General features: G+C 65.8%; 6 protein-coding genes, 1 tRNA gene and 3 rRNA genes. 9 read left to right on the forward strand and 1 reads right to left on the reverse strand.

Annotation, left to right across the window (positions count from 1 at the left end; genetic code table 11):
- The first annotated feature begins 17 nt into the window (after positions 1–17).
- From FNV62_RS36645 to FNV62_RS36670, 6 genes are all read left to right on the forward strand, one after another.
- Entirely contained in the window at positions 18–1,703 is a 1,686-nt protein-coding gene (locus FNV62_RS36645; protein ID WP_054232797.1) for a ribonuclease J, read from the forward strand.
- Between the two features lie 538 nt (positions 1,704–2,241).
- Positions 2,242–3,767: ribosomal RNA gene (locus FNV62_RS36650) — 16S ribosomal RNA — on the forward strand.
- 317 nt (positions 3,768–4,084) lie between these two features.
- Positions 4,085–7,206, forward strand: a 23S ribosomal RNA gene (locus tag FNV62_RS36655).
- A 92-nt stretch (positions 7,207–7,298) separates the two neighbouring features.
- A 5S ribosomal RNA gene (rrf, locus tag FNV62_RS36660) occupies positions 7,299–7,415 on the forward strand.
- The 16S, 23S and 5S rRNA genes sit together here, the layout of an rRNA operon.
- Before the next feature lie 114 nt (positions 7,416–7,529).
- Positions 7,530–8,192 carry a DegT/DnrJ/EryC1/StrS family aminotransferase gene (locus FNV62_RS36665; protein ID WP_143652230.1) on the forward strand — a complete coding sequence of 221 codons (663 nt, stop codon included), beginning with the start codon at positions 7,530–7,532 and terminating at the stop codon, positions 8,190–8,192.
- An 84-nt stretch (positions 8,193–8,276) separates the two neighbouring features.
- Positions 8,277–8,352, forward strand: a tRNA-Thr gene (locus FNV62_RS36670).
- A gap of 73 nt (positions 8,353–8,425) precedes the next feature.
- Here the strand turns inward: FNV62_RS36670 and FNV62_RS36675 are convergent.
- Positions 8,426–11,173: a SpoIIE family protein phosphatase gene (locus FNV62_RS36675; protein ID WP_143603102.1), complete on the reverse strand. Its 2,748-nt coding sequence runs from the start codon at positions 11,171–11,173 to the stop codon at positions 8,426–8,428.
- Between the two features lie 422 nt (positions 11,174–11,595).
- Between FNV62_RS36675 and FNV62_RS36685 the strand changes: the two genes are divergently transcribed.
- The 3 genes from FNV62_RS36685 (at position 11,596) to FNV62_RS36695 (ending at position 20,930) form a co-directional block, all read left to right on the forward strand.
- Complete coding sequence (locus tag FNV62_RS36685; protein WP_107309081.1) at positions 11,596–17,091, forward strand: HAMP domain-containing protein; 5,496 nt, start codon at positions 11,596–11,598, stop codon at positions 17,089–17,091.
- Positions 17,092–17,392: 301 nt separating this feature from the next.
- Entirely contained in the window at positions 17,393–18,076 is a 684-nt protein-coding gene (locus FNV62_RS36690; protein WP_054228614.1) for a two-component system response regulator, read from the forward strand.
- Positions 18,077–18,200: 124 nt separating this feature from the next.
- Entirely contained in the window at positions 18,201–20,930 is a 2,730-nt protein-coding gene (locus tag FNV62_RS36695) for a DNA translocase FtsK (RefSeq protein WP_143603103.1), read from the forward strand.
- The last annotated feature ends 104 nt before the right edge of the window (positions 20,931–21,034 follow it).

A 21,034-nucleotide genomic window follows, 5' to 3' on the forward strand; every position in this document is an offset into this window, starting at 1 on the left:
GTGGTGAGGAGAGTCTTTTGAGTCATCCGCATCCTGAACTTGGCCCGCCGCCGAAGCTCCCCAAGGGAGGCCTGCGGGTCACCCCGCTCGGTGGCCTTGGCGAAATCGGCCGGAACATGACGGTCTTCGAGTACGACGGCCGACTGCTGATCGTCGACTGCGGAGTGCTCTTCCCCGAGGAGGAGCAGCCCGGAATCGACCTGATCCTGCCGGACTTCACGTCCATCAGGGACCGCCTCGACGACATCGAGGGCATCGTCCTCACCCATGGCCACGAGGACCACATCGGCGCTGTCCCGTTCCTCCTGCGCGAGAAGCCGGACATCCCGCTGATCGGCTCCAAGCTGACCCTCGCCCTCATCGAGGCGAAGCTCCAGGAGCACCGCATCCGCCCGTACACCCTCGAAGTCGCGGAGGGCCACCGCGAGCGCATCGGCCCCTTCGACTGCGAGTTCGTGGCGGTCAACCACTCCATCCCGGACGCCCTCGCGGTCGCCATCCGCACTCCCGCGGGCATGGTCGTCCACACCGGCGACTTCAAGATGGACCAGCTCCCGCTGGACAACCGCCTCACGGACCTGCATGCGTTCGCACGTCTGAGCGAGGAAGGCATCGACCTTCTTCTCTCCGACTCCACGAACGCCGAGGTCCCGGGCTTCGTCCCGCCCGAGCGCGACATCTCGAACGCACTGCGCACGGTCTTCGCGAGCGCCCGCAAGCGGATCATCGTGGCGAGCTTCGCCAGCCACGTGCACCGCATCCAGCAGATCCTGGACGCGGCCCACGAGTACGGCCGCCGGGTCGCCTTCGTCGGCCGCTCGATGGTCCGCAACATGGGCATCGCACGCGACCTGGGCTATCTGAAGGTCCCGCCGGGCCTCGTGGTGGACGTCAAGACGCTCGACGACCTCCCGGACCACGAGATCGTCCTCGTCTGCACGGGCTCGCAGGGCGAGCCGATGGCGGCCCTGTCGAGGATGGCCAACCGGGACCACCAGATCCGGATCGTCCAGGGCGACACGGTGATCCTGGCCTCGTCGCTCATCCCGGGCAACGAGAACGCGGTCTACCGCGTCATCAACGGCCTCACCCGCTGGGGCGCCAACGTCGTCCACAAGGGCAACGCCAAGGTGCACGTCTCCGGCCACGCCTCCGCGGGCGAGCTGCTGTACTTCTACAACATCTGCAAGCCGCGGAACCTGATGCCGGTCCACGGCGAATGGCGCCATCTGCGCGCCAACGCCGAGCTCGGCGCCCTCACCGGCGTCCCGCACGACCGCATCGTGATCGCCGAGGACGGAATCGTCGTCGACCTCATCGAGGGCAAGGCGAAGATCTCCGGCAAGGTCCAGGCGGGTTACGTGTACGTCGACGGCCTCTCGGTCGGTGACGTGGGCGAGCCGGCGCTCAAGGACCGCAAGATCCTCGGCGACGAGGGCATCATCTCGGTCTTCGTGGTGATCGACTCGAGTACGGGCAAGATCACCGCCGGTCCGCACGTCCACGCGCGTGGTTCGGGCATCGACGACTCCGCCTTCGCGGACGTCATCCCGAGGGTCACGGAGGTCCTGGAGCGCTCGGCCCAGGACGGCGTGGTCGAGCCCCACCAGATGCAGCAACTCATCCGCCGCACGCTGGGCAAGTGGGTCTCGGACAACTACCGCCGCCGCCCGATGATCCTGCCGGTCGTCGTCGAGGTCTGACCCCTCGCACGCGCCAACTCCGGAGCGGGGCCCCTCGATTTGCATCGGGGCGCCCCGCTCCAGTACGTTTACGGCTCCGCCTGAACGGGAACCCGGCACGACCGTGTGCCAGGAACCACCCCGAGCGGGACGGAAATTCCGACTCAGAATCTCTGATAAAGTCGGAGTCGCCGGAAAGGGAAACGCGAAAGCGGAAACCTGGAAAGCACCGAGGAAATCGGATCGGGAAACGGTCTGATAGAGTCGGAAACGCAAGAACAAAGCAGGACAGCAGGACCGAAGGGAAGCGCCCGGAGGAAAGCCCGAGAGGGTGAGTACAAAGGAAGCGTCCGTTCCTTGAGAACTCAACAGCGTGCCAAAAATCAACGCCAGATATGTTGATACCCCGTCTCCGGCCGATCGGCTGGGGCGAGGTTCCTTTGAAAAAGTCCTGCCGGGCATGGTCTCGGTGGGCGCACAGCGAGGACGCTGTGAACCGAGGGGATTATTCCTCCTCTTGGTTCCGCTCTCGTGGTGTCGTCCCGATTACGGGAAAACATTCACGGAGAGTTTGATCCTGGCTCAGGACGAACGCTGGCGGCGTGCTTAACACATGCAAGTCGAACGATGAAGCCCTTCGGGGTGGATTAGTGGCGAACGGGTGAGTAACACGTGGGCAATCTGCCCTTCACTCTGGGACAAGCCCTGGAAACGGGGTCTAATACCGGATAACACCTGCCCGGGCATCCGGGTGGGTTAAAAGCTCCGGCGGTGAAGGATGAGCCCGCGGCCTATCAGCTTGTTGGTGAGGTAGTGGCTCACCAAGGCGACGACGGGTAGCCGGCCTGAGAGGGCGACCGGCCACACTGGGACTGAGACACGGCCCAGACTCCTACGGGAGGCAGCAGTGGGGAATATTGCACAATGGGCGAAAGCCTGATGCAGCGACGCCGCGTGAGGGATGACGGCCTTCGGGTTGTAAACCTCTTTCAGCAGGGAAGAAGCGAAAGTGACGGTACCTGCAGAAGAAGCGCCGGCTAACTACGTGCCAGCAGCCGCGGTAATACGTAGGGCGCAAGCGTTGTCCGGAATTATTGGGCGTAAAGAGCTCGTAGGCGGCTTGTCACGTCGGGTGTGAAAGCCCGGGGCTTAACCCCGGGTCTGCATTCGATACGGGCTAGCTAGAGTGTGGTAGGGGAGATCGGAATTCCTGGTGTAGCGGTGAAATGCGCAGATATCAGGAGGAACACCGGTGGCGAAGGCGGATCTCTGGGCCATTACTGACGCTGAGGAGCGAAAGCGTGGGGAGCGAACAGGATTAGATACCCTGGTAGTCCACGCCGTAAACGGTGGGAACTAGGTGTTGGCGACATTCCACGTCGTCGGTGCCGCAGCTAACGCATTAAGTTCCCCGCCTGGGGAGTACGGCCGCAAGGCTAAAACTCAAAGGAATTGACGGGGGCCCGCACAAGCAGCGGAGCATGTGGCTTAATTCGACGCAACGCGAAGAACCTTACCAAGGCTTGACATACACCGGAAAGCATTAGAGATAGTGCCCCCCTTGTGGTCGGTGTACAGGTGGTGCATGGCTGTCGTCAGCTCGTGTCGTGAGATGTTGGGTTAAGTCCCGCAACGAGCGCAACCCTTGTTCTGTGTTGCCAGCATGCCCTTCGGGGTGATGGGGACTCACAGGAGACTGCCGGGGTCAACTCGGAGGAAGGTGGGGACGACGTCAAGTCATCATGCCCCTTATGTCTTGGGCTGCACACGTGCTACAATGGCAGGTACAATGAGCTGCGAAGCCGTGAGGCGGAGCGAATCTCAAAAAGCCTGTCTCAGTTCGGATTGGGGTCTGCAACTCGACCCCATGAAGTCGGAGTTGCTAGTAATCGCAGATCAGCATTGCTGCGGTGAATACGTTCCCGGGCCTTGTACACACCGCCCGTCACGTCACGAAAGTCGGTAACACCCGAAGCCGGTGGCCCAACCCCTTGTGGGAGGGAGCTGTCGAAGGTGGGACTGGCGATTGGGACGAAGTCGTAACAAGGTAGCCGTACCGGAAGGTGCGGCTGGATCACCTCCTTTCTAAGGAGCATCTAGGCTGCCGGGCTTGCCCGGTGGTCCAGGGCCATTACGTCGGCACACGTTCGACGGTGGTTGCTCATGGGTGGAACGTTGATTATTCGGCATCTTCAGTCATCTCAGGCTGTGAGTACTGCTCTTCGGGGCGTGGAAAGCTGATCATGAGTGGCGGGGGTGCCGGGCACGCTGTTGGGTGTCTGAGGGCACGGCCGATTGTTGGCTGCCTTCAGTGCCGGCCCCAGTGCACTCGAACCGGAAGGTTCGGGGTGATGGGTGGTTGGTCGTTGTTTGAGAACTGCACAGTGGACGCGAGCATCTGTGGCCAAGTTTTTAAGGGCGCACGGTGGATGCCTTGGCACCAGGAACCGATGAAGGACGTGGGAGGCCACGATAGTCCCCGGGGAGTCGTCAACCAGGCTTTGATCCGGGGGTTTCCGAATGGGGAAACCCGGCAGTCGTCATGGGCTGTCACCCATACCTGAACACATAGGGTATGTGGAGGGAACGCGGGGAAGTGAAACATCTCAGTACCCGCAGGAAGAGAAAACAACCGTGATTCCGGGAGTAGTGGCGAGCGAAACTGGATGAGGCCAAACCATATGCGTGTGAGACCCGGCAGGGGTTGCGTATGTGGGGTTGTGGGATTTCTCTTTCACGGTCTGCCGGCCGTGAGACGAGTCAGAAACCGTTGATGTAGGCGAAGGACATGCGAAAGGTCCGGCGTAGAGGGTAAGACCCCCGTAGTCGAAACGTCAACGGCTCGTTTGAGAAACACCCAAGTAGCACGGGGCCCGAGAAATCCCGTGTGAATCTGGCGGGACCACCCGCTAAGCCTAAATATTCCCTGGTGACCGATAGCGGATAGTACCGTGAGGGAATGGTGAAAAGTACCGCGGGAGCGGAGTGAAATAGTACCTGAAACCGTGTGCCTACAAGCCGTGGGAGCGTCGGGCAAGCACTTGTGCTTGCCTCGTGACTGCGTGCCTTTTGAAGAATGAGCCTGCGAGTTTGCGGTGTGTTGCGAGGTTAACCCGTGTGGGGAAGCCGTAGCGAAAGCGAGTCCGAATAGGGCGATTTAGTAGCGCGCTCAAGACCCGAAGCGGAGTGATCTAGCCATGGGCAGGTTGAAGCGGCTGTAAGAGGTCGTGGAGGACCGAACCCACCAGGGTTGAAAACCTGGGGGATGACCTGTGGTTAGGGGTGAAAGGCCAATCAAACTCCGTGATAGCTGGTTCTCCCCGAAATGCATTTAGGTGCAGCGTCGTGTGTTTCTTGCCGGAGGTAGAGCACTGGATAGGCGATGGGCCCTACCGGGTTACTGACCTTAGCCAAACTCCGAATGCCGGTAAGTGAGAGCGCGGCAGTGAGACTGTGGGGGATAAGCTCCATGGTCGAGAGGGAAACAGCCCAGAGCATCGACTAAGGCCCCTAAGCGTACGCTAAGTGGGAAAGGATGTGGAGTCGCAGAGACAACCAGGAGGTTGGCTTAGAAGCAGCCACCCTTGAAAGAGTGCGTAATAGCTCACTGGTCTAGTGATTCCGCGCCGACAATGTAGCGGGGCTCAAGCGTACCGCCGAAGTCGTGTCATTGCAGCAATACGCCCAACGGCGGCTGTGATGGGTAGGGGAGCGTCGTGTGCCGGGTGAAGCCGCGCCGGAAGGCAGTGGTGGACGGTTCACGAGTGAGAATGCAGGCATGAGTAGCGATACACACGTGAGAAACGTGTGCGCCGATTGACTAAGGGTTCCTGGGTCAAGCTGATCTGCCCAGGGTAAGTCGGGACCTAAGGCGAGGCCGACAGGCGTAGTCGATGGATAACCGGTTGATATTCCGGTACCCGCTGTGAAGCGTCAAACATTGAACCAGGCGATGCTAAGTCCGTGAAGCCGCCCCGGAGCCTTCGGGCAAAGGGGAGTGGTGGAGCCGACGGACCAGACCTGCAGTAGGTGAGTGATGGGGTGACGCAGGAAGGTAGTCCATCCCGGGCGGTGGTTGTCCCGGGGTAAGGGTGTAGGCCGTGTGATAGGTAAATCCGTCACACATCAAGGCTGAGACCTGATGCCGAGCCGATTGTGGTGAAGTGGATGATCCTATGCTGTCGAGAAAAGCCTCTAGCGAGTTTCATGGCGGCCCGTACCCTAAACCGACTCAGGTGGTCAGGTAGAGAATACCGAGGCGTTCGGGTGAACTATGGTTAAGGAACTCGGCAAAATGCCCCCGTAACTTCGGGAGAAGGGGGGCCATCACCGGTGATGAGTCTTGCACTCTGAGCTGGGGGTGGCCGCAGAGACCAGCGAGAAGCGACTGTTTACTAAAAACACAGGTCCGTGCGAAGCCGTAAGGCGATGTATACGGACTGACGCCTGCCCGGTGCTGGAACGTTAAGGGGACCGGTTAGTCACTCTTCGGGGTGGCGAAGCTGAGAACTTAAGCGCCAGTAAACGGCGGTGGTAACTATAACCATCCTAAGGTAGCGAAATTCCTTGTCGGGTAAGTTCCGACCTGCACGAATGGCGTAACGACTTCTCGACTGTCTCAACCATAGGCCCGGTGAAATTGCACTACGAGTAAAGATGCTCGTTTCGCGCAGCAGGACGGAAAGACCCCGGGACCTTTACTACAGTTTGATATTGGTGTTCGGTTCGGCTTGTGTAGGATAGGTGGGAGACTTTGAAGCGGCAGCGCCAGCTGTTGTGGAGTCGTCGTTGAAATACCACTCTGGTCGTGCTGGATGTCTAACCTGGGTCCGTGATCCGGATCAGGGACAGTGTCTGATGGGTAGTTTAACTGGGGCGGTTGCCTCCTAAAGAGTAACGGAGGCGCCCAAAGGTTCCCTCAGCCTGGTTGGTAATCAGGTGTTGAGTGTAAGTGCACAAGGGAGCTTGACTGTGAGACCGACGGGTCGAGCAGGGACGAAAGTCGGGACTAGTGATCCGGCGGTGGCTTGTGGAAGCGCCGTCGCTCAACGGATAAAAGGTACCCCGGGGATAACAGGCTGATCTTCCCCAAGAGTCCATATCGACGGGATGGTTTGGCACCTCGATGTCGGCTCGTCGCATCCTGGGGCTGGAGTCGGTCCCAAGGGTTGGGCTGTTCGCCCATTAAAGCGGTACGCGAGCTGGGTTTAGAACGTCGTGAGACAGTTCGGTCCCTATCCGCTGCGCGCGTAGGAATATTGAGAAGGGCTGTCCCTAGTACGAGAGGACCGGGACGGACGAACCTCTGGTGTGCCAGTTGTCCTGCCAAGGGCATGGCTGGTTGGCTACGTTCGGGAGGGATAACCGCTGAAAGCATCTAAGCGGGAAGCCTGCTTCGAGATGAGTATTCCCACCCCCTTTGAGGGGTTAAGGCTCCCAGTAGACGACTGGGTTGATAGGCCGGATCTGGAAGGCGGGTAACCGCTGGAGGTGACCGGTACTAATAGGCCGAGGGCTTGTCCTCAGTTGCTCGCGTCCACTGTGTTGGTTCTGAAACCACGAACAACCCCGTTGTCGGGCCACGGCAATGGTGCGGTAGTTACAGTTTCATAGTGTTTCGGTGGTCATAGCGTGAGGGAAACGCCCGGTTACATTCCGAACCCGGAAGCTAAGCCTCACAGCGCCGATGGTACTGCAGGGGGGACCCTGTGGGAGAGTAGGACGCCGCCGAACTCATATTAAAAGAGCTGGTCCCCGAACTTCGGTTCGGGGACCAGCTCTTTTTTGTTGTCCGACACTTTGCGTTCACTTTGCGCGACAAGCATCCGCGGCATGGGTACAGCTGCAATGCTCAGGGCCGCGGGCGTCGGAGTCGGCGACGAGGTCATCGTGCCGGCGTTCGGGAACGTCGAGGTCGCGGAGGCCGTGACCCAGGTCGGTGCGGCGGCCGTCTTCGCCGACATAGACCCGGTGACGTACTGCCTTGACGCCGGTGCTGTCGAGGCGGCCGTGACCCCGCGGTCGACCGCTGTCGTCGTCGTACACCGCTTCGGTCGGTCGGCCGACATGACGCGGCTGCGGGACGTCGGGCAGCGGCACGGGCTTCTGGTGCTGGAACTGGGCGAGTCCGAGGCGCCGTTCGACGAGATCGCGCAGCGCAGGGAGCGGGCCGCCTATCTCGACGGGCGGCTGAGCGGAGTGCGCACGCCGGACGGCGGCGACGGGCACACGTACCAGCAGTACGTCGTGCGCGTGCCCGGCAACGGCCGGCCGGACCGGGACGCCTTCGCACGGGCCGTACGGGCCAAGGGAATTGAGTGCCGGGTGCCGGTGAAGACGCCTGTGCACCGGCTGCCCGGGTTCCGTCGGGACATGCACCTCCCCGAGACGGAGCGGGCCGCCGACGAGACTCTCGCGCTGCCCGTGGACGCGTCGTTGACGAAGCGGGAGATGCAGCGGATCGTCTCCGCGTGCAATGCGCTCGGGGGATTGCTGCAGCCCGCCTTCTGATCCGACGGGACTGGTTGGGAGCACGCTCCTGTTCGGGGTATGATCTATTTCGTTGCCGCGAGGGAAACCTCGAAAAGGCGACCGGCCCCCCTAGCTCAGTCGGCAGAGCGTCTCCATGGTAAGGAGAAGGTCAACGGTTCGATTCCGTTGGGGGGCTCCAGCAGAAAAGGCCTCCGCCCTTACGGGCGGGGGCCTTTCGCATGTCCGGGAGTGTCCCGGAGCCGAGTCCGACCTCAGTCCCGCTGAAGGCCCGGCACCCGCATCGCCAGAATCGCCATGTCGTCGGACGGGGCGTCGGAGGCGAAGCGCTCGACCGCGCGCATGATGCGGGCGGCCACCGCTCCCGCCGTGAGGCCCGTACACGTGGTGAGGACGTCCGCGAGGCCGTCGTCGCCCAACATGCGGGTGCCCTCACGGCGTTCGGTGACGCCGTCCGTCACACACAGCAGTACGTCGCCCGGGTCGAGGGTGATGGTCTGCTCGTACAGCTCCAGGTCCTCCATGACACCCAGGAGGGGCTGCGGTTCGGCGGCCGCTTCTACGGTGCCGTCCTGGCGCAGGCGGAGCGGGAGCGGGTGGCCCGCGCAGACCACCTTCAGCATGGCGCTGCCGTCCTCCTGGGGCCACAACTCGCCGTAGAGCAGGGTCAGGAAGCGGCTGCGGGCGCCCTCGTCCAGGATCGCGGAGTTCAGGCGCTCCAGGACCGCGGGGCCGCCGAATCCCTCGCGGGCCAGGAGGCGCAGGGCGTGCCGGGCGAGGCCCGTGACCGCCGCCGCCTCCGGGCCCGTACCGCAGACGTCGCCGATGGCGAAGCCGTAGACGCCGTCACGGATCGGGAAGAGGTCGTAGAAGTCGCCGCCGACCTCGTTGCCCTCGCCGGCCGCGCGGTAGATGACCTCGACCTCGACGCCGTCGATGTGCGGGAGGTCGGGCGGCAGGAGGCTGCGCTGGAGGGACTGGCTGATGGCCGTGCGCTCCGAGTACAGGCGGGCGTTGTCGAGGGCCAGGGCGGCCCTGCGGGACAGGTCCTCGGCCAGTTCCAGGATTTCCTGGCGGAAGTGTTCGTCGGAGGGCTTGCCGAGCGTCAGCATGCCGATGACGCGGTTGCGGGCGACCAGGGGCAGGACGACGGTCTCGCCGCCGACCGCCGCGGCCGTCGCCAGGGTCGTACCGATGCCGGAGGTGACCGAGGCGGGCTCGCCGAGGCCCAGGCTGCGCATGGAGGTGCGCAGGGCCGCCTGGTGGGCCGCCTCGCCCGGGGCCGCCCAGACGCGGGCGCCGGGGGTGGGGACCGGGTCCGGTGGGGCGATCTTCGAGAGCAGGGCCTTGAGACCGTCGATGCGTTCCTCGTCCTCGTGCAGGACGTACGAGAGGTACGGGTCCGAGGCCTGGTCGGCGATCGTGTAGACCGCGCACCAGGTGGCGAGGGTCGGGACCGTCATCTGGGCCATGAGGGCGAGGGTCTGGTCGCGGTCCAGGGTGCCGGCGAGGAGGTCGGAGGCCTCGACCAGGAAGCTCAGCGAGCCGCGGCGCAGGCGTTCCAGCTCGCCCAGGCGGGCCGATTCCACCGCGAGCGCGATGCGGTCGGCGGCGAACTGGAGGCGCAGTGCCTCCTCGTTCGAGTAGCGGGAGGGTCCCTCGGCCGCGACACCGAGGGAGCCGGTGAGGCGGCCCTCGACCTTCAGCGGGACGGTGACGACCGAGCGCATACCGGTGCCGGCCAGCAGCGGTACGGCGCCGGGGACGACCGTCAGGTCCTCGTGGACGGCGGGCATGCGGGCCGAGCCGTAGCGGCCGGGGCCCGCCTCGACGGGGACGCGGGCGAAGCGCTGGCGGGCGGAGGGCAGGCCCGTCGAGGCGCGTACCTCCAACTCCGTCTCGTCGTCGGTCGCGAGGAGCAGGAAGGCGGAGTCGCCGTCGAGCATGTCGCGGGCGCGCTCCACCGTGCGCTGGAGGAGGCCGTCCAGGTCGTCCGGGGCGGGGGAGCCGATGAAGACCTCGAAGGGGTCCGTGGCCTGACCCTCGGAGCTGGTCGTCGTGTCGGTGGCCGACGCCCGCAACGGGGTCTGCAGGACGGCGCGTTCGTGGTCGCGTACGAGGAGGCAGACCGTGGAGGGTTCGCCGCCCGTGTCGCGGACGCGGAGGTGGGAGGCGTAGACCGGGGTCACGCGGCCGCTCGCGGCCCGGAGCCCGTAAGTGCCCTCCCAGCGCGAGAGTTGGAGGGCCTCGACGATGCCGGTGCTGGTGCCCGGGGTGTGCGGCCAGGCCGCGAGGTCGGTGAGGGGCTTGCCGATGACCTGCTCGGCGGCGTACCCGAAGAGGTCCTCCGCGTCCTCGTTCCAGGCCGAGATGGCGCCGACGCGGTCGATCTGGATCACCGCGACGCGGACGCGGCCGTCGGCGAGCGGGAGGAGGTGGGCGGGGAGGGAGGGGCCCGCGGTGCGGGTGCCGACCGGGCGATCGGGGAGGTCGAGGTGGAACCAGACCTGCTTGTGCGTGGGGGAGTAGTCGACGCCCCAGCGGCCGGCCAGGGCGGCGCACAACTGGAGTCCGCGCCCGCCCTCGCGGTCGGGGCTGCCCATATTCACAGCCGTCGCCTGGAGTGGAATTTCACGTTCCGGGTAGCGGTCCGCCACCTCGATGCGTACGCCTTCGTCGCTGCGCAGACACAGAACGTCCGCGGAGGTGCCCGCATGCACGACAGCATTGGTGACGAGTTCGCTGGTCAGGACGACCGCGTCGTCGACGATGTCGGCGAAGCCCCAGCCCTGGAGGGTGTCGCGGACGAAGGATCTGGCGGTCGCGACCGATCGCCCGACGGGATCGAAACTGGCGGCCGCGCGCGCGGTGATCACAGCACTCCTTGTCCGGTTGTCGGCGTGCGGGGCCCCGTGGCCGACCCGCTCCTGTCGGGGCAGTGCCTGGTTCCCCGTCGGCCGAGGATCCTGGGGCTGTCCCCCAGGATGCAGTCCGGTGGTCATGGTGCGGTGCCCCTCCGATGCCTGCCCGCTCGTTCTTGTGCCACCGCCCAGGCCGGACAAACCGGTGTGGCTGGACAGCCGCATGCAAGGTTACTTACCTTCGCCGTCCATGCGGATGCCGGTCACCGGTGTTTCCGTCGGGAGAGGGGCAGAGTTTCCGTTCGGACAGGTGCCTGTGTTTCCGTCCTGACGAGGCTGTGCCCGCCTCCGGGAGGTGTGCGGACGATGTGCGAAGCTGCCGAACTGTTATGGCCTGGTTCAGCCGGGGTGAAACACTGGGCAAGCTCCAGTGAGAAGGTCGGACAGGCCGAGTGCCTGCCGGTTCGCCGAGCAAGTAGTACCTGAGCACGAGCAGTAGTACCCGAGCAAGCAGTACCCGAGTACGCCGAGCAGTAATGGTCGACCCTTGCGGGAGGGACACAGTGGAGTCTGGCGCAGCGACGCGGGGCGGTAAGACGCGCGCAGAAGACGGACAGTCCCTGAACAACCGGCGCACACCACGCAATGGCACCACCGAGGTGGATACGGCTGCCCTGAACAGGCTGCTGACGGCTCTGGTGTCGATGCGGGACGGCAATTTCCGCAAGCGCCTCACGGTCTCCGGTGATGGCGTGATGTCGGAGATCGCGGCTGTCTTCAACGAGGTGGCGGACCGGAATCTGCATCTGACGGGTGAGCTGTCGCGGGTGCGGCGGGTGGTCGGGCGTGAGGGAAAGCTCACGGAGCGGCTGGAGTCGGGCGCCTGCGAGGGTTCCTGGGGCGCCGCGATCGACGCGTCGAACGCGCTCGTCGACGACCTCGTACGACCGGTCTCCGAGGTCGGCCGGGTGCTGTCCGCGGTGGCGGAGGGCGATCTGTCGCCGCGTATGGAACTGCGGGCGCAGGCGGCGGACGGCAACGGGCATCCTCTGCGCGGGGAGTTCCTGAAGGTCGGACGGACGGTCAACAACCTGGTCGACCAGCTGTCGACGTTCACCGACGAGGTCACGCGGGTGGCCAGCGAGGTGGGCACCGAGGGCAAACTGGGCGGGCAGGCCCGGGTGCGTGGAATGTCCGGTTCGTGGAAGGACCTCACGGATTCGGTCAACACCATGGCGTACCGGCTGACGGCTCAGGTACGTGACATCGCTCTCGTGACGACGGCGGTCGCGAAGGGCGACTTGTCCCGGAAGGTCACGGTTCATGTGGCCGGCGAGATGCTGGAGCTGAAGAACACCGTCAACACCATGGTGGATCAGCTGTCCTCGTTCTCCTCCGAGGTGACGCGTGTCGCACGTGAGGTGGGCACCGAGGGCGAGCTCGGCGGCCAGGCGCAGGTGCCCGGTGTGGCCGGAGTGTGGAAGGACCTCACCGATTCGGTGAACCTGATGGCCGGCAACCTCACGGCTCAGGTGCGCGGGATCGCTCAGGTGACGACGGCCGTCGCGAGCGGTGACCTTTCGCAGAAGGTGACCGTTTCCGCACGCGGCGAGGTCGCGCAGCTCGCCGAGACGATCAACCAGATGACCGAGACGCTGCGGACGTTCGCGGACGAGGTCACGCGTGTGGCCAACGAGGTCGGTGGCGAGGGGCGGCTCGGCGGTCAGGCGAACGTGCCGGGCGCGGCGGGGACGTGGAAGGACCTGACGGACTCCGTCAACACGGTCTTCCGGAACCTCACGACCCAGGTGCGCGACATCGCCGCGGTGACGACGGCGGTGGCCAACGGTGATCTGTCGCAGAAGGTCACCGTCGACGTGGCCGGCGAGATGCTGGAGCTGAAGAACACCGTCAACACGATGGTCGACCAGCTGTCGTCGTTCGGTGTCGAGGTCACGCGCGTGGCGCGCGAGGTCGGTGTCGAGGGTGAACTGGGCGGCCAGGCGCAGGTGCCGGGTGTGGCCGGTACGTGGAAGGACCTCACCGACTCCGTCAACACGGCGTTCCGGAACCTGACGGGCCAGGTCCGCAACATCGCGCAGGTGACGACGGCGGTCGCGAACGGTGACCTGTCGCAGAAGGTGACGGTCGACGTCTCCGGAGAGATGCTCCAGCTGAAGAACACCGTCAACACGATGGTGGATCAGCTGTCCTCGTTCGCCGACCAGGTGACGCGGATGGCCCGGGACGTGGGCACGGAGGGCCGCCTCGGCGGTCAGGCCCGCGTGGACGGCGTGTCCGGCACGTGGAAGGAACTCACCGACTCCGTCAACTTCATGGCGGGGAACCTGACCTCGCAGGTACGGCAGATCGCCCAGGTCACCACGGCGGTGGCGCGGGGTGACCTGTCGCAGAAGATCGACGTGGACGCGCGTGGCGAGATCCTGGAGCTGAAGAACACCATCAACACGATGGTCGACCAGCTCTCCGCCTTCGCGGACCAGGTGACGCGGGTGGCCCGTGAGGTGGGTACGGAGGGCCGTCTCGGCGGTCAGGCGCAGGTGCCCGGCGTCGCCGGTGTGTGGCGCGACCTGACGGACTCCGTGAACGGCATGGCGGGCAACCTCACCGCCCAGGTGCGCAACATCGCGCAGGTCGCGACCGCGGTGGCGCGGGGTGACCTGTCGCAGAAGATCGACGTGGACGCGCGCGGCGAGATCCTGGAGCTGAAGAACACCCTCAACACGATGGTGGACCAGCTCTCGAACTTCGCCGAGCAGGTGACGCGGGTGGCCCGTGAAGTGGGCACGGAGGGCATGCTCGGCGGTCAGGCCGAGGTGCAGGGTGTCTCCGGCACCTGGAAGGACCTCACGCAGTCCGTGAACTTCATGGCGAACAACCTGACCATCCAGGTCCGCAACATCGCCGAGGTCACGACGGCGGTCGCCATGGGCGACCTGTCGAAGAAGATCACCGTCGACGCCAAGGGCGAGATCCTCGAACTCGTCACCACCGTCAACACGATGGTGGACCAGCTGTCGTCCTTCGCCGAGCAGGTGACCCGGGTGGCCCGCGAGGTGGGCACCGAGGGCATCCTCGGCGGGCAGGCCCATGTGCCCGGTGTCACGGGCATCTGGAAGGACCTCAGCAACAACGTGAACCTGATGGCCAACAACCTGACCATGCAGGTGCGCAACATCTCCCAGGTCGCCGCGGCCGTCGCCAACGGCGATCTGACCCGTACGGTGACGATCGAGGCGCGCGGCGAGGTCGCGCAGCTCGCCGACACCTTCAACACCATGGTGAAGACGCTGAGTTCGTTCGCCGACCAGGTCACCAAGGTGGCCCGGGAGGTGGGCACGGACGGCATCCTCGGCGGGCAGGCGCACGTCCCGGGTGTGGCCGGTACGTGGAAGGACCTCACCGAGTCCGTGAACGGGATGGCGTCCAACCTGACCGGTCAGGTGCGCAACATCGCGATGGTCACGACGGCCATCGCCAAGGGCGACCTCACCAAGAAGATCGACATCGACGCGCGCGGCGAGATCCTGGAGCTGAAGACCACCATCAACACGATGGTCGACCAGCTGTCGTCCTTCGCCGAGGAGGTCACCCGAGTCGCCCGCGAGGTGGGTACCGAGGGGCAACTGGGCGGCCAGGCACGCGTGCGTGACGTCGACGGCACCTGGCGCGACCTCACCGAGTCGGTGAACGAGATGGCCGGGAACCTGACCCGGCAGGTGCGTGCCATCGCGCGCGTGGCGACCGCGGTGACCCGCGGCGACCTGAACCTGAAGATCGACGTGGACGCCTCGGGCGAGATCCAGGAACTTCAGGACTACATCAACAAGATGATCGCCAACCTGCGCGACACCACCATCGCCAACAAGGAACAGGACTGGCTCAAGGGCAACCTCGCCCGTATCTCCGCCCTGATGCAGGGGCGCCGCGACCTCGACGACGTGGCCTCGCTGATCATGAGTGAGCTGACGCCGGTGGTCTCGGCGCAGCACGGCGCGTTCTTCCTCTCCATGCCGCTGGTCGACGGCAAGGAGGCGGGCAACGACGAGGACGCGTACGAGCTGCGCATGCTCGGCTCGTACGGCTACTCGATGGGCTCCATGCCGACGTCGTTCCGGCCCGGTGAGGCGCTGATCGGGACGGCCGCGCAGGAGAAGCGCACGATCCTGGTGGAGAACGCGCCGAGCGGCTACCTGAAGATCTCGTCCGGGCTCGGCGAGGCGCCCCCGGCGCAGGTGATCGTGCTTCCGGTGCTCTTCGAGGGGACCGTGCTGGGTGTGATCGAGCTGGCGTCCTTCACGCCGTTCACGCAGATCCAGAAGGACTTCCTGAACCAGATCGCCGAGATGATCGCGACGAGCGTCAACACCATCTCCGTCAACACCAAGACGGAGGTGCTGCTCAAGCAGTCGCAGGAGCTCACCGAGCAGCTGCGGGAGCGCTCGGCGGAGTTGGAGAACCGGCAGAAGGCCCTTCAGGACTCCAACGCGGAACTGGAGGACAAGGCCGAGCTGCTGGCCCAGCAGAACCGCGACATCGAGGTCAAGAACACCGAGATCGAGGAGGCGCGGCAGGTCCTGGAGGAGCGTGCCGAGCAGCTCGCGGTCTCCATGCGCTACAAGAGCGAGTTCCTGGCGAACATGTCGCACGAGCTGCGGACGCCGCTCAACTCCCTGCTGATTCTCGCGAAGTTGCTCGCCGACAACGCCGAGTCGAACCTGACGCCGAAGCAGGTCGAGTTCGCGGAAACGATCCACGGAGCGGGTTCCGACCTGCTCCAGCTGATCAACGACATCCTCGATCTGTCGAAGGTCGAGGCGGGCAAGATGGACGTGTCGCCGACCCGCATCGCGCTGGTCCAACTCGTCGACTACGTAGAGGCCACTTTCCGTCCGCTGACCGCGGAGAAGGGCCTCGACTTCTCCGTGCGGGTGTCGCCGGAACTGCCCGCCACGCTGCACACCGACGAGCAGCGCCTCCTTCAGGTGCTGCGCAACCTGCTCTCCAACGCGGTGAAGTTCACTGACTCCGGAGCGGTCGAATTGGTGATCCGGCCCGCCGGCGCGGATGTCCCGGTGGCGATCCGGGAGCAGCTCCTGGAGGCGGGTTCGCTGCAGGACGCGGACGCCGGTCTGATCGCGTTCTCGGTGACCGACACCGGCATCGGGATCGCCGCCAGCAAGATGCGGGTGATTTTCGAGGCCTTCAAGCAGGCGGACGGTACGACGAGCAGGAAGTACGGCGGTACGGGTCTGGGGCTGTCCATCTCGCGGGAGATCGCGCGTCTGCTGGGCGGTGAGATCCACGCCCAGAGCGAGCCGGGGCGCGGTTCGACGTTCACGCTGTATTTGCCGCTGCACCCGAGCGAACTGCCCCCGCAGGGCTACGGGCAGCTCGCGCCCGCCCTGGAGGCCGGGGACTTGCTCGCCTCGGAGGCGGAGCTGTCCGGGGTCGACATCGAGACGCCCGCCGAGGTGAAGTCGTATCAGGAGACGCAGAACGGGCCCGCCGCGCTCTTCAGGCGGCGCCGCAGGGCGCTGCCCTCGACCGAGCAGCGCCCGGGGCTGCCGGGGCCGAACGGGGCCGCGGGTGCCGCTCAGGAGCAGTGGGCGGCCGGGGCACAGCAGGAGGCGGCGCCGCAGCCGCGCCGAGGCATCCGGTTCGAGGGCGAGAAGGTGCTGATCGTCGACGACGACATCCGCAACGTGTTCGCGCTCACCAGCGTCCTGGAGCAGCACGGCCTGTCGGTGTTGTACGCGGAGAACGGCCGTGAGGGCATCGAGGTGCTGGAGCAGCACGACGACGTGACGGTCGTCCTGATGGACATCATGATGCCCGAGATGGACGGCTACGCCACGACGACGGCGATTCGCCGGATGCCGCAGTTCGCCGGTCTGCCGATCATCGCGCTCACGGCGAAGGCGATGAAGGGCGACCGGGAGAAGGCCATCGAGTCCGGCGCGTCCGACTATGTGACCAAGCCGGTCGATCCCGACCATCTGCTCTCCGTGATGGAGCAGTGGATGCGCGAGGAGTGAGCGGGATGGGTGTCGCCGGGTGGTGTCGGCGGCCGGGAGGCCGTGCTGTGCGCGCCGAGCCGGCGGCGCGGGGCGCCCGACGTCGTATAACTGACGGTGGCCGAGGCCGTGTAGAAGTGCGGGATTCGGGGAACCTTCTGGTCTCCCGCTACGTTTCTGCTACGTGCACAGTGACATCGCGGTGACAGGGTGTGGCGACAGGCGGGGTGCGGCTACCATGACCGGCACAAGGACGGGCGACGCAAGGGAGTCGTCCTCTGGGGCGGCGCCCGGTGCACTGCCGGGGCGAGGAGGGCGGGCCATGGTGCAGAAGGCCAAGATCCTTCTGGTCGATGACCGGCCGGAGAATCTGCTGGCGCTGGAGGCGATCCTCTCCGCGCTCGATCAGACACTGGTACGGGCATCGTCCGGAGAGGAAGCGCTCAAAGCGCTACTGACCGACGACTTCGCGGTCATTCTGCTGGACGTCCAGATGCCTGGAATGGACGGTTTCGAAACCGCGGCGCACATCAAGCGGCGTGAACGGACTCGGGACATCCCGATCATCTTTCTCACGGCGATCAACCACGGCCCGCACCACACCTTCCGGGGGTACGCGGCGGGTGCGGTGGACTACATCTCCAAGCCGTTCGACCCATGGGTGCTGCGTGCGAAGGTCTCCGTCTTCGTCGAGCTCTACATGAAGAACTGCCAACTGCGCGAGCAGGCAGCGCTGCTGCGTCTGCAGCTGGAGGGCGGCGGCAAGACGGCGCTCGGCTCGGCCAAGGAGCCGGCCGGTCTCCTCGCCGAACTCTCCGCGCGGCTCGCGGCCGTTGAGGAGCAGGCCGAGGCGCTGTCCAAACAGCTCGACGACGACTCGGCGGACGCGGCGGCGGTGGCGACCGCGGCCCATCTCGAACGCAAACTCACGGGACTGCGCCGGGCGCTGGACGCGTTGGAGCCGGGCACGGGAAGCGGCGCACCGTCGGTGCCGTCGCAGAACTGACCTTCGAGGAGTCCGCCGTTCGCGGTGAGCGCGCGTCAGTTCTGCTCCCTGGTGCGGGCGACACGAACGGGTGAAGCAGTAGGCACACGTGTCCGCTGTCGTCTCCACCGGTAACCTCACACTCATGGCCTCACGTCAGTCCGCAGCCAAGAAGCCGCCCGCGAAGAAGGCGGCCGCTCCGACGAAGGCTCCGGCGAAGAAGGCCCCCGCGAAAAAGGCAGCCGCCAAGAAGGCGCCCGCCAAGAAGGTCGCGGCGAAGAAGGCCCCACCCGCGTCGGCGCCCAACCCCACCGCGGGTGTGTACAAGCTCGTGCGCGCCGTGTGGCTGGGACTCGCGCACGCCGTCGGCGCGATGTTCCGCGGCATAGGACGGGGCGCGAAGGGGCTCGACCCGGCGCATCGCAAGGACGGGCTCGCGCTGCTGCTGATCGGGATCGCGCTGATCGTCGCGGCGGGCACCTGGTCCAACCTGCACGGTCCCGTCGGCGACCTCGTCGAGATGCTGGTGACGGGTGCCTTCGGCCGCCTCGACCTGCTGGTGCCGATACTGCTCGCGGTCATCGCCGCCCGCTTCATCCTGCATCCCGAGAAGCCGGAGGCCAACGGTCGCATCGTGATCGGCCTGTCCGCGCTCGTCATCGGCGTGCTCGGCCAGGTCCACATCGCCTGCGGGGCGCCCGCGCGCAGCGACGGCATGCAGGCGATAAGGGACGCGGGCGGGCTCATCGGCTGGGGGGCGTCGACGCCGCTGACGTACATGATGGGTGACGTCCTCGCGGTGCCGTTGCTCGTGCTGCTCACGATCTTCGGCCTGCTGGTCGTCACGGCGACCCCTGTCAACGCGATCCCGCAGCGGCTGCGGCTCCTCGGGCAGAAGCTGGGCGTCGTCCAGGCCGACCCCGACGAGGACGCCTTCGGCGAGGACGACGAGCGCTACGACGAGCAGTGGCGTGAGGCCCTTCCCGCCCGCTCCCGGCGGCGTTCACGCGCCCCTGAGGGGTACGACGCGGAGGAGGAGGCGCTCACCAAGCGCCGCGGCCGTCCCCGGCGGCCCGGCGTGCAGCAGCCCGACATGAACCGGCCCATGGACGCGGTGGACGTCGCCGCGGCGGCCGCCGCCGCGCTCGACGGCGCCGTGCTGCACGGGATGCCGCCCTCCCCGCTGGTCGCCGATCTGACGCAGGGCGTCACGGCGGAGCGTGACGGCTACGAGGAGACGACCCCGGTGCCGGCCGCGCGCGCCAAGGTCGTCCCGGGCGCCAAGCGGCCCAAGCAGGAGGCCCTGGCCGTCGAGTCCGTCGTGCCCGACCTCACCAAGTCCGCGCCTGACGCGCCCCGCGACCTGCCCCCGCGCGCGGAGCAGCTCCAGCTCTCCGGCGACATCACCTACTCCCTGCCGTCGCTCGACCTCCTGGAGCGCGGCGGCCCCGGCAAGACGCGCAGCGCAGCCAATGACGCCGTGGTCGCCTCGCTCCAGAACGTCTTCATGGAGTTCAAGGTCGACGCCGCCGTCACCGGCTTCACGCGTGGTCCGACGGTCACGCGCTACGAGGTCGAGCTCGGCCCCGCCGTGAAGGTCGAGCGGATCACGGCGCTCACCAAGAACATCGCGTACGCCGTCGCAAGCCCCGACGTGCGAATCATCAGTCCGATCCCCGGCAAGTCGGCGGTCGGCATCGAGATCCCCAACACCGACCGCGAGATGGTCAACCTCGGTGACGTGCTGCGCCTCGCGGACGCGGCGGAGGACGACCACCCGATGCTGGTCGCGCTCGGCAAGGACGTCGAGGGCGGCTATGTGATGGCCAACCTGGCGAAGATGCCGCACGTGCTCGTGGCCGGAGCCACCGGTTCCGGTAAATCCTCGTGCATTAACTGCCTGATTACGTCCGTCATGGTGCGGGCGACCCCCGAGGACGTCCGGATGGTCCTCGTCGACCCCAAGCGGGTCGAGCTGACCGCCTACGAGGGCATCCCGCACCTGATCACGCCGATCATCACCAACCCGAAGCGGGCCGCCGAGGCGCTGCAGTGGGTCGTACGGGAGATGGATCTGCGCTACGACGACCTCGCGGCGTTCGGCTACCGGCACATCGACGACTTCAACGAGGCCATCAGGAACGGCAAGGTGAAGCTGCCCGAGGGCAGCGAGCGCGAGCTGACTCCGTACCCGTATCTGCTGGTGATCGTCGACGAGCTCGCCGACCTGATGATGGTCGCCCCGCGCGACGTCGAGGACGCGATCGTGCGCATCACGCAGCTCGCGCGTGCCGCCGGCATCCACCTGGTGCTCGCCACGCAGCGGCCGTCCGTGGACGTCGTCACCGGTCTGATCAAGGCGAACGTGCCGTCCCGGCTCGCCTTCGCCACGTCGTCGCTGGCGGACTCGCGCGTCATCCTCGACCAGCCGGGCGCCGAGAAGCTGATCGGCAAGGGTGACGGGCTCTTCCTGCCGATGGGGGCCAACAAGCCCACCCGTATGCAGGGTGCCTTCGTCACCGAGGACGAGGTCGCGGCCATCGTGCAGCACTGCAAGGACCAGATGGCGCCGGTCTTCCGGGACGACGTCACCGTGGGCACCAAGCAGAAGAAGGAGATCGACGAGGACATCGGCGACGACCTCGACCTGCTGTGCGCCGCCGCCGAACTGGTCGTCACCTCGCAGTTCGGGTCCACCTCGATGCTCCAGCGCAAGCTGCGGGTCGGCTTCGCCAAGGCAGGGCGGCTGATGGACCTCATGGAGTCCCGCGGCATCGTCGGGCCCAGCGAGGGATCCAAGGCGCGTGATGTTCTGGTGAAGGCCGACGAGCTGGATGGAGTGCTCGCCGTGATTCGTGGGGAAGCTGAAGCGTAGAGCTTTTGGCGGAGGAAAACGGGACAGGTCGGTCACCGTACGGGTGAGATCTCGGCGGCTCGGTCATGGCGCGGACGGTTCGCTCCGTGACACGTGGATATTCG

Origin of the sequence: Streptomyces sp. RLB3-17, from assembly GCF_007113425.2 — a bacterium.
Lineage (GTDB): Bacteria > Actinomycetota > Actinomycetes > Streptomycetales > Streptomycetaceae > Streptomyces > Streptomyces mirabilis_D.

Coding starts and splice junctions, on each gene's coding strand:
- FNV62_RS36665 (WP_143652230.1), top strand. CDS start 7,530: ATGCTCAGGGCCGCGGGCGTCGGAGTCGGCGACGAGGTCATCGTGCCG.
- FNV62_RS36675 (WP_143603102.1), bottom strand. CDS start 11,173: ATGACCACCGGACTGCATCCTGGGGGACAGCCCCAGGATCCTCGGCCG.
- FNV62_RS36690 (WP_054228614.1), top strand. CDS start 17,393: ATGGTGCAGAAGGCCAAGATCCTTCTGGTCGATGACCGGCCGGAGAAT.
- FNV62_RS36695 (WP_143603103.1), top strand. CDS start 18,201: ATGGCCTCACGTCAGTCCGCAGCCAAGAAGCCGCCCGCGAAGAAGGCG.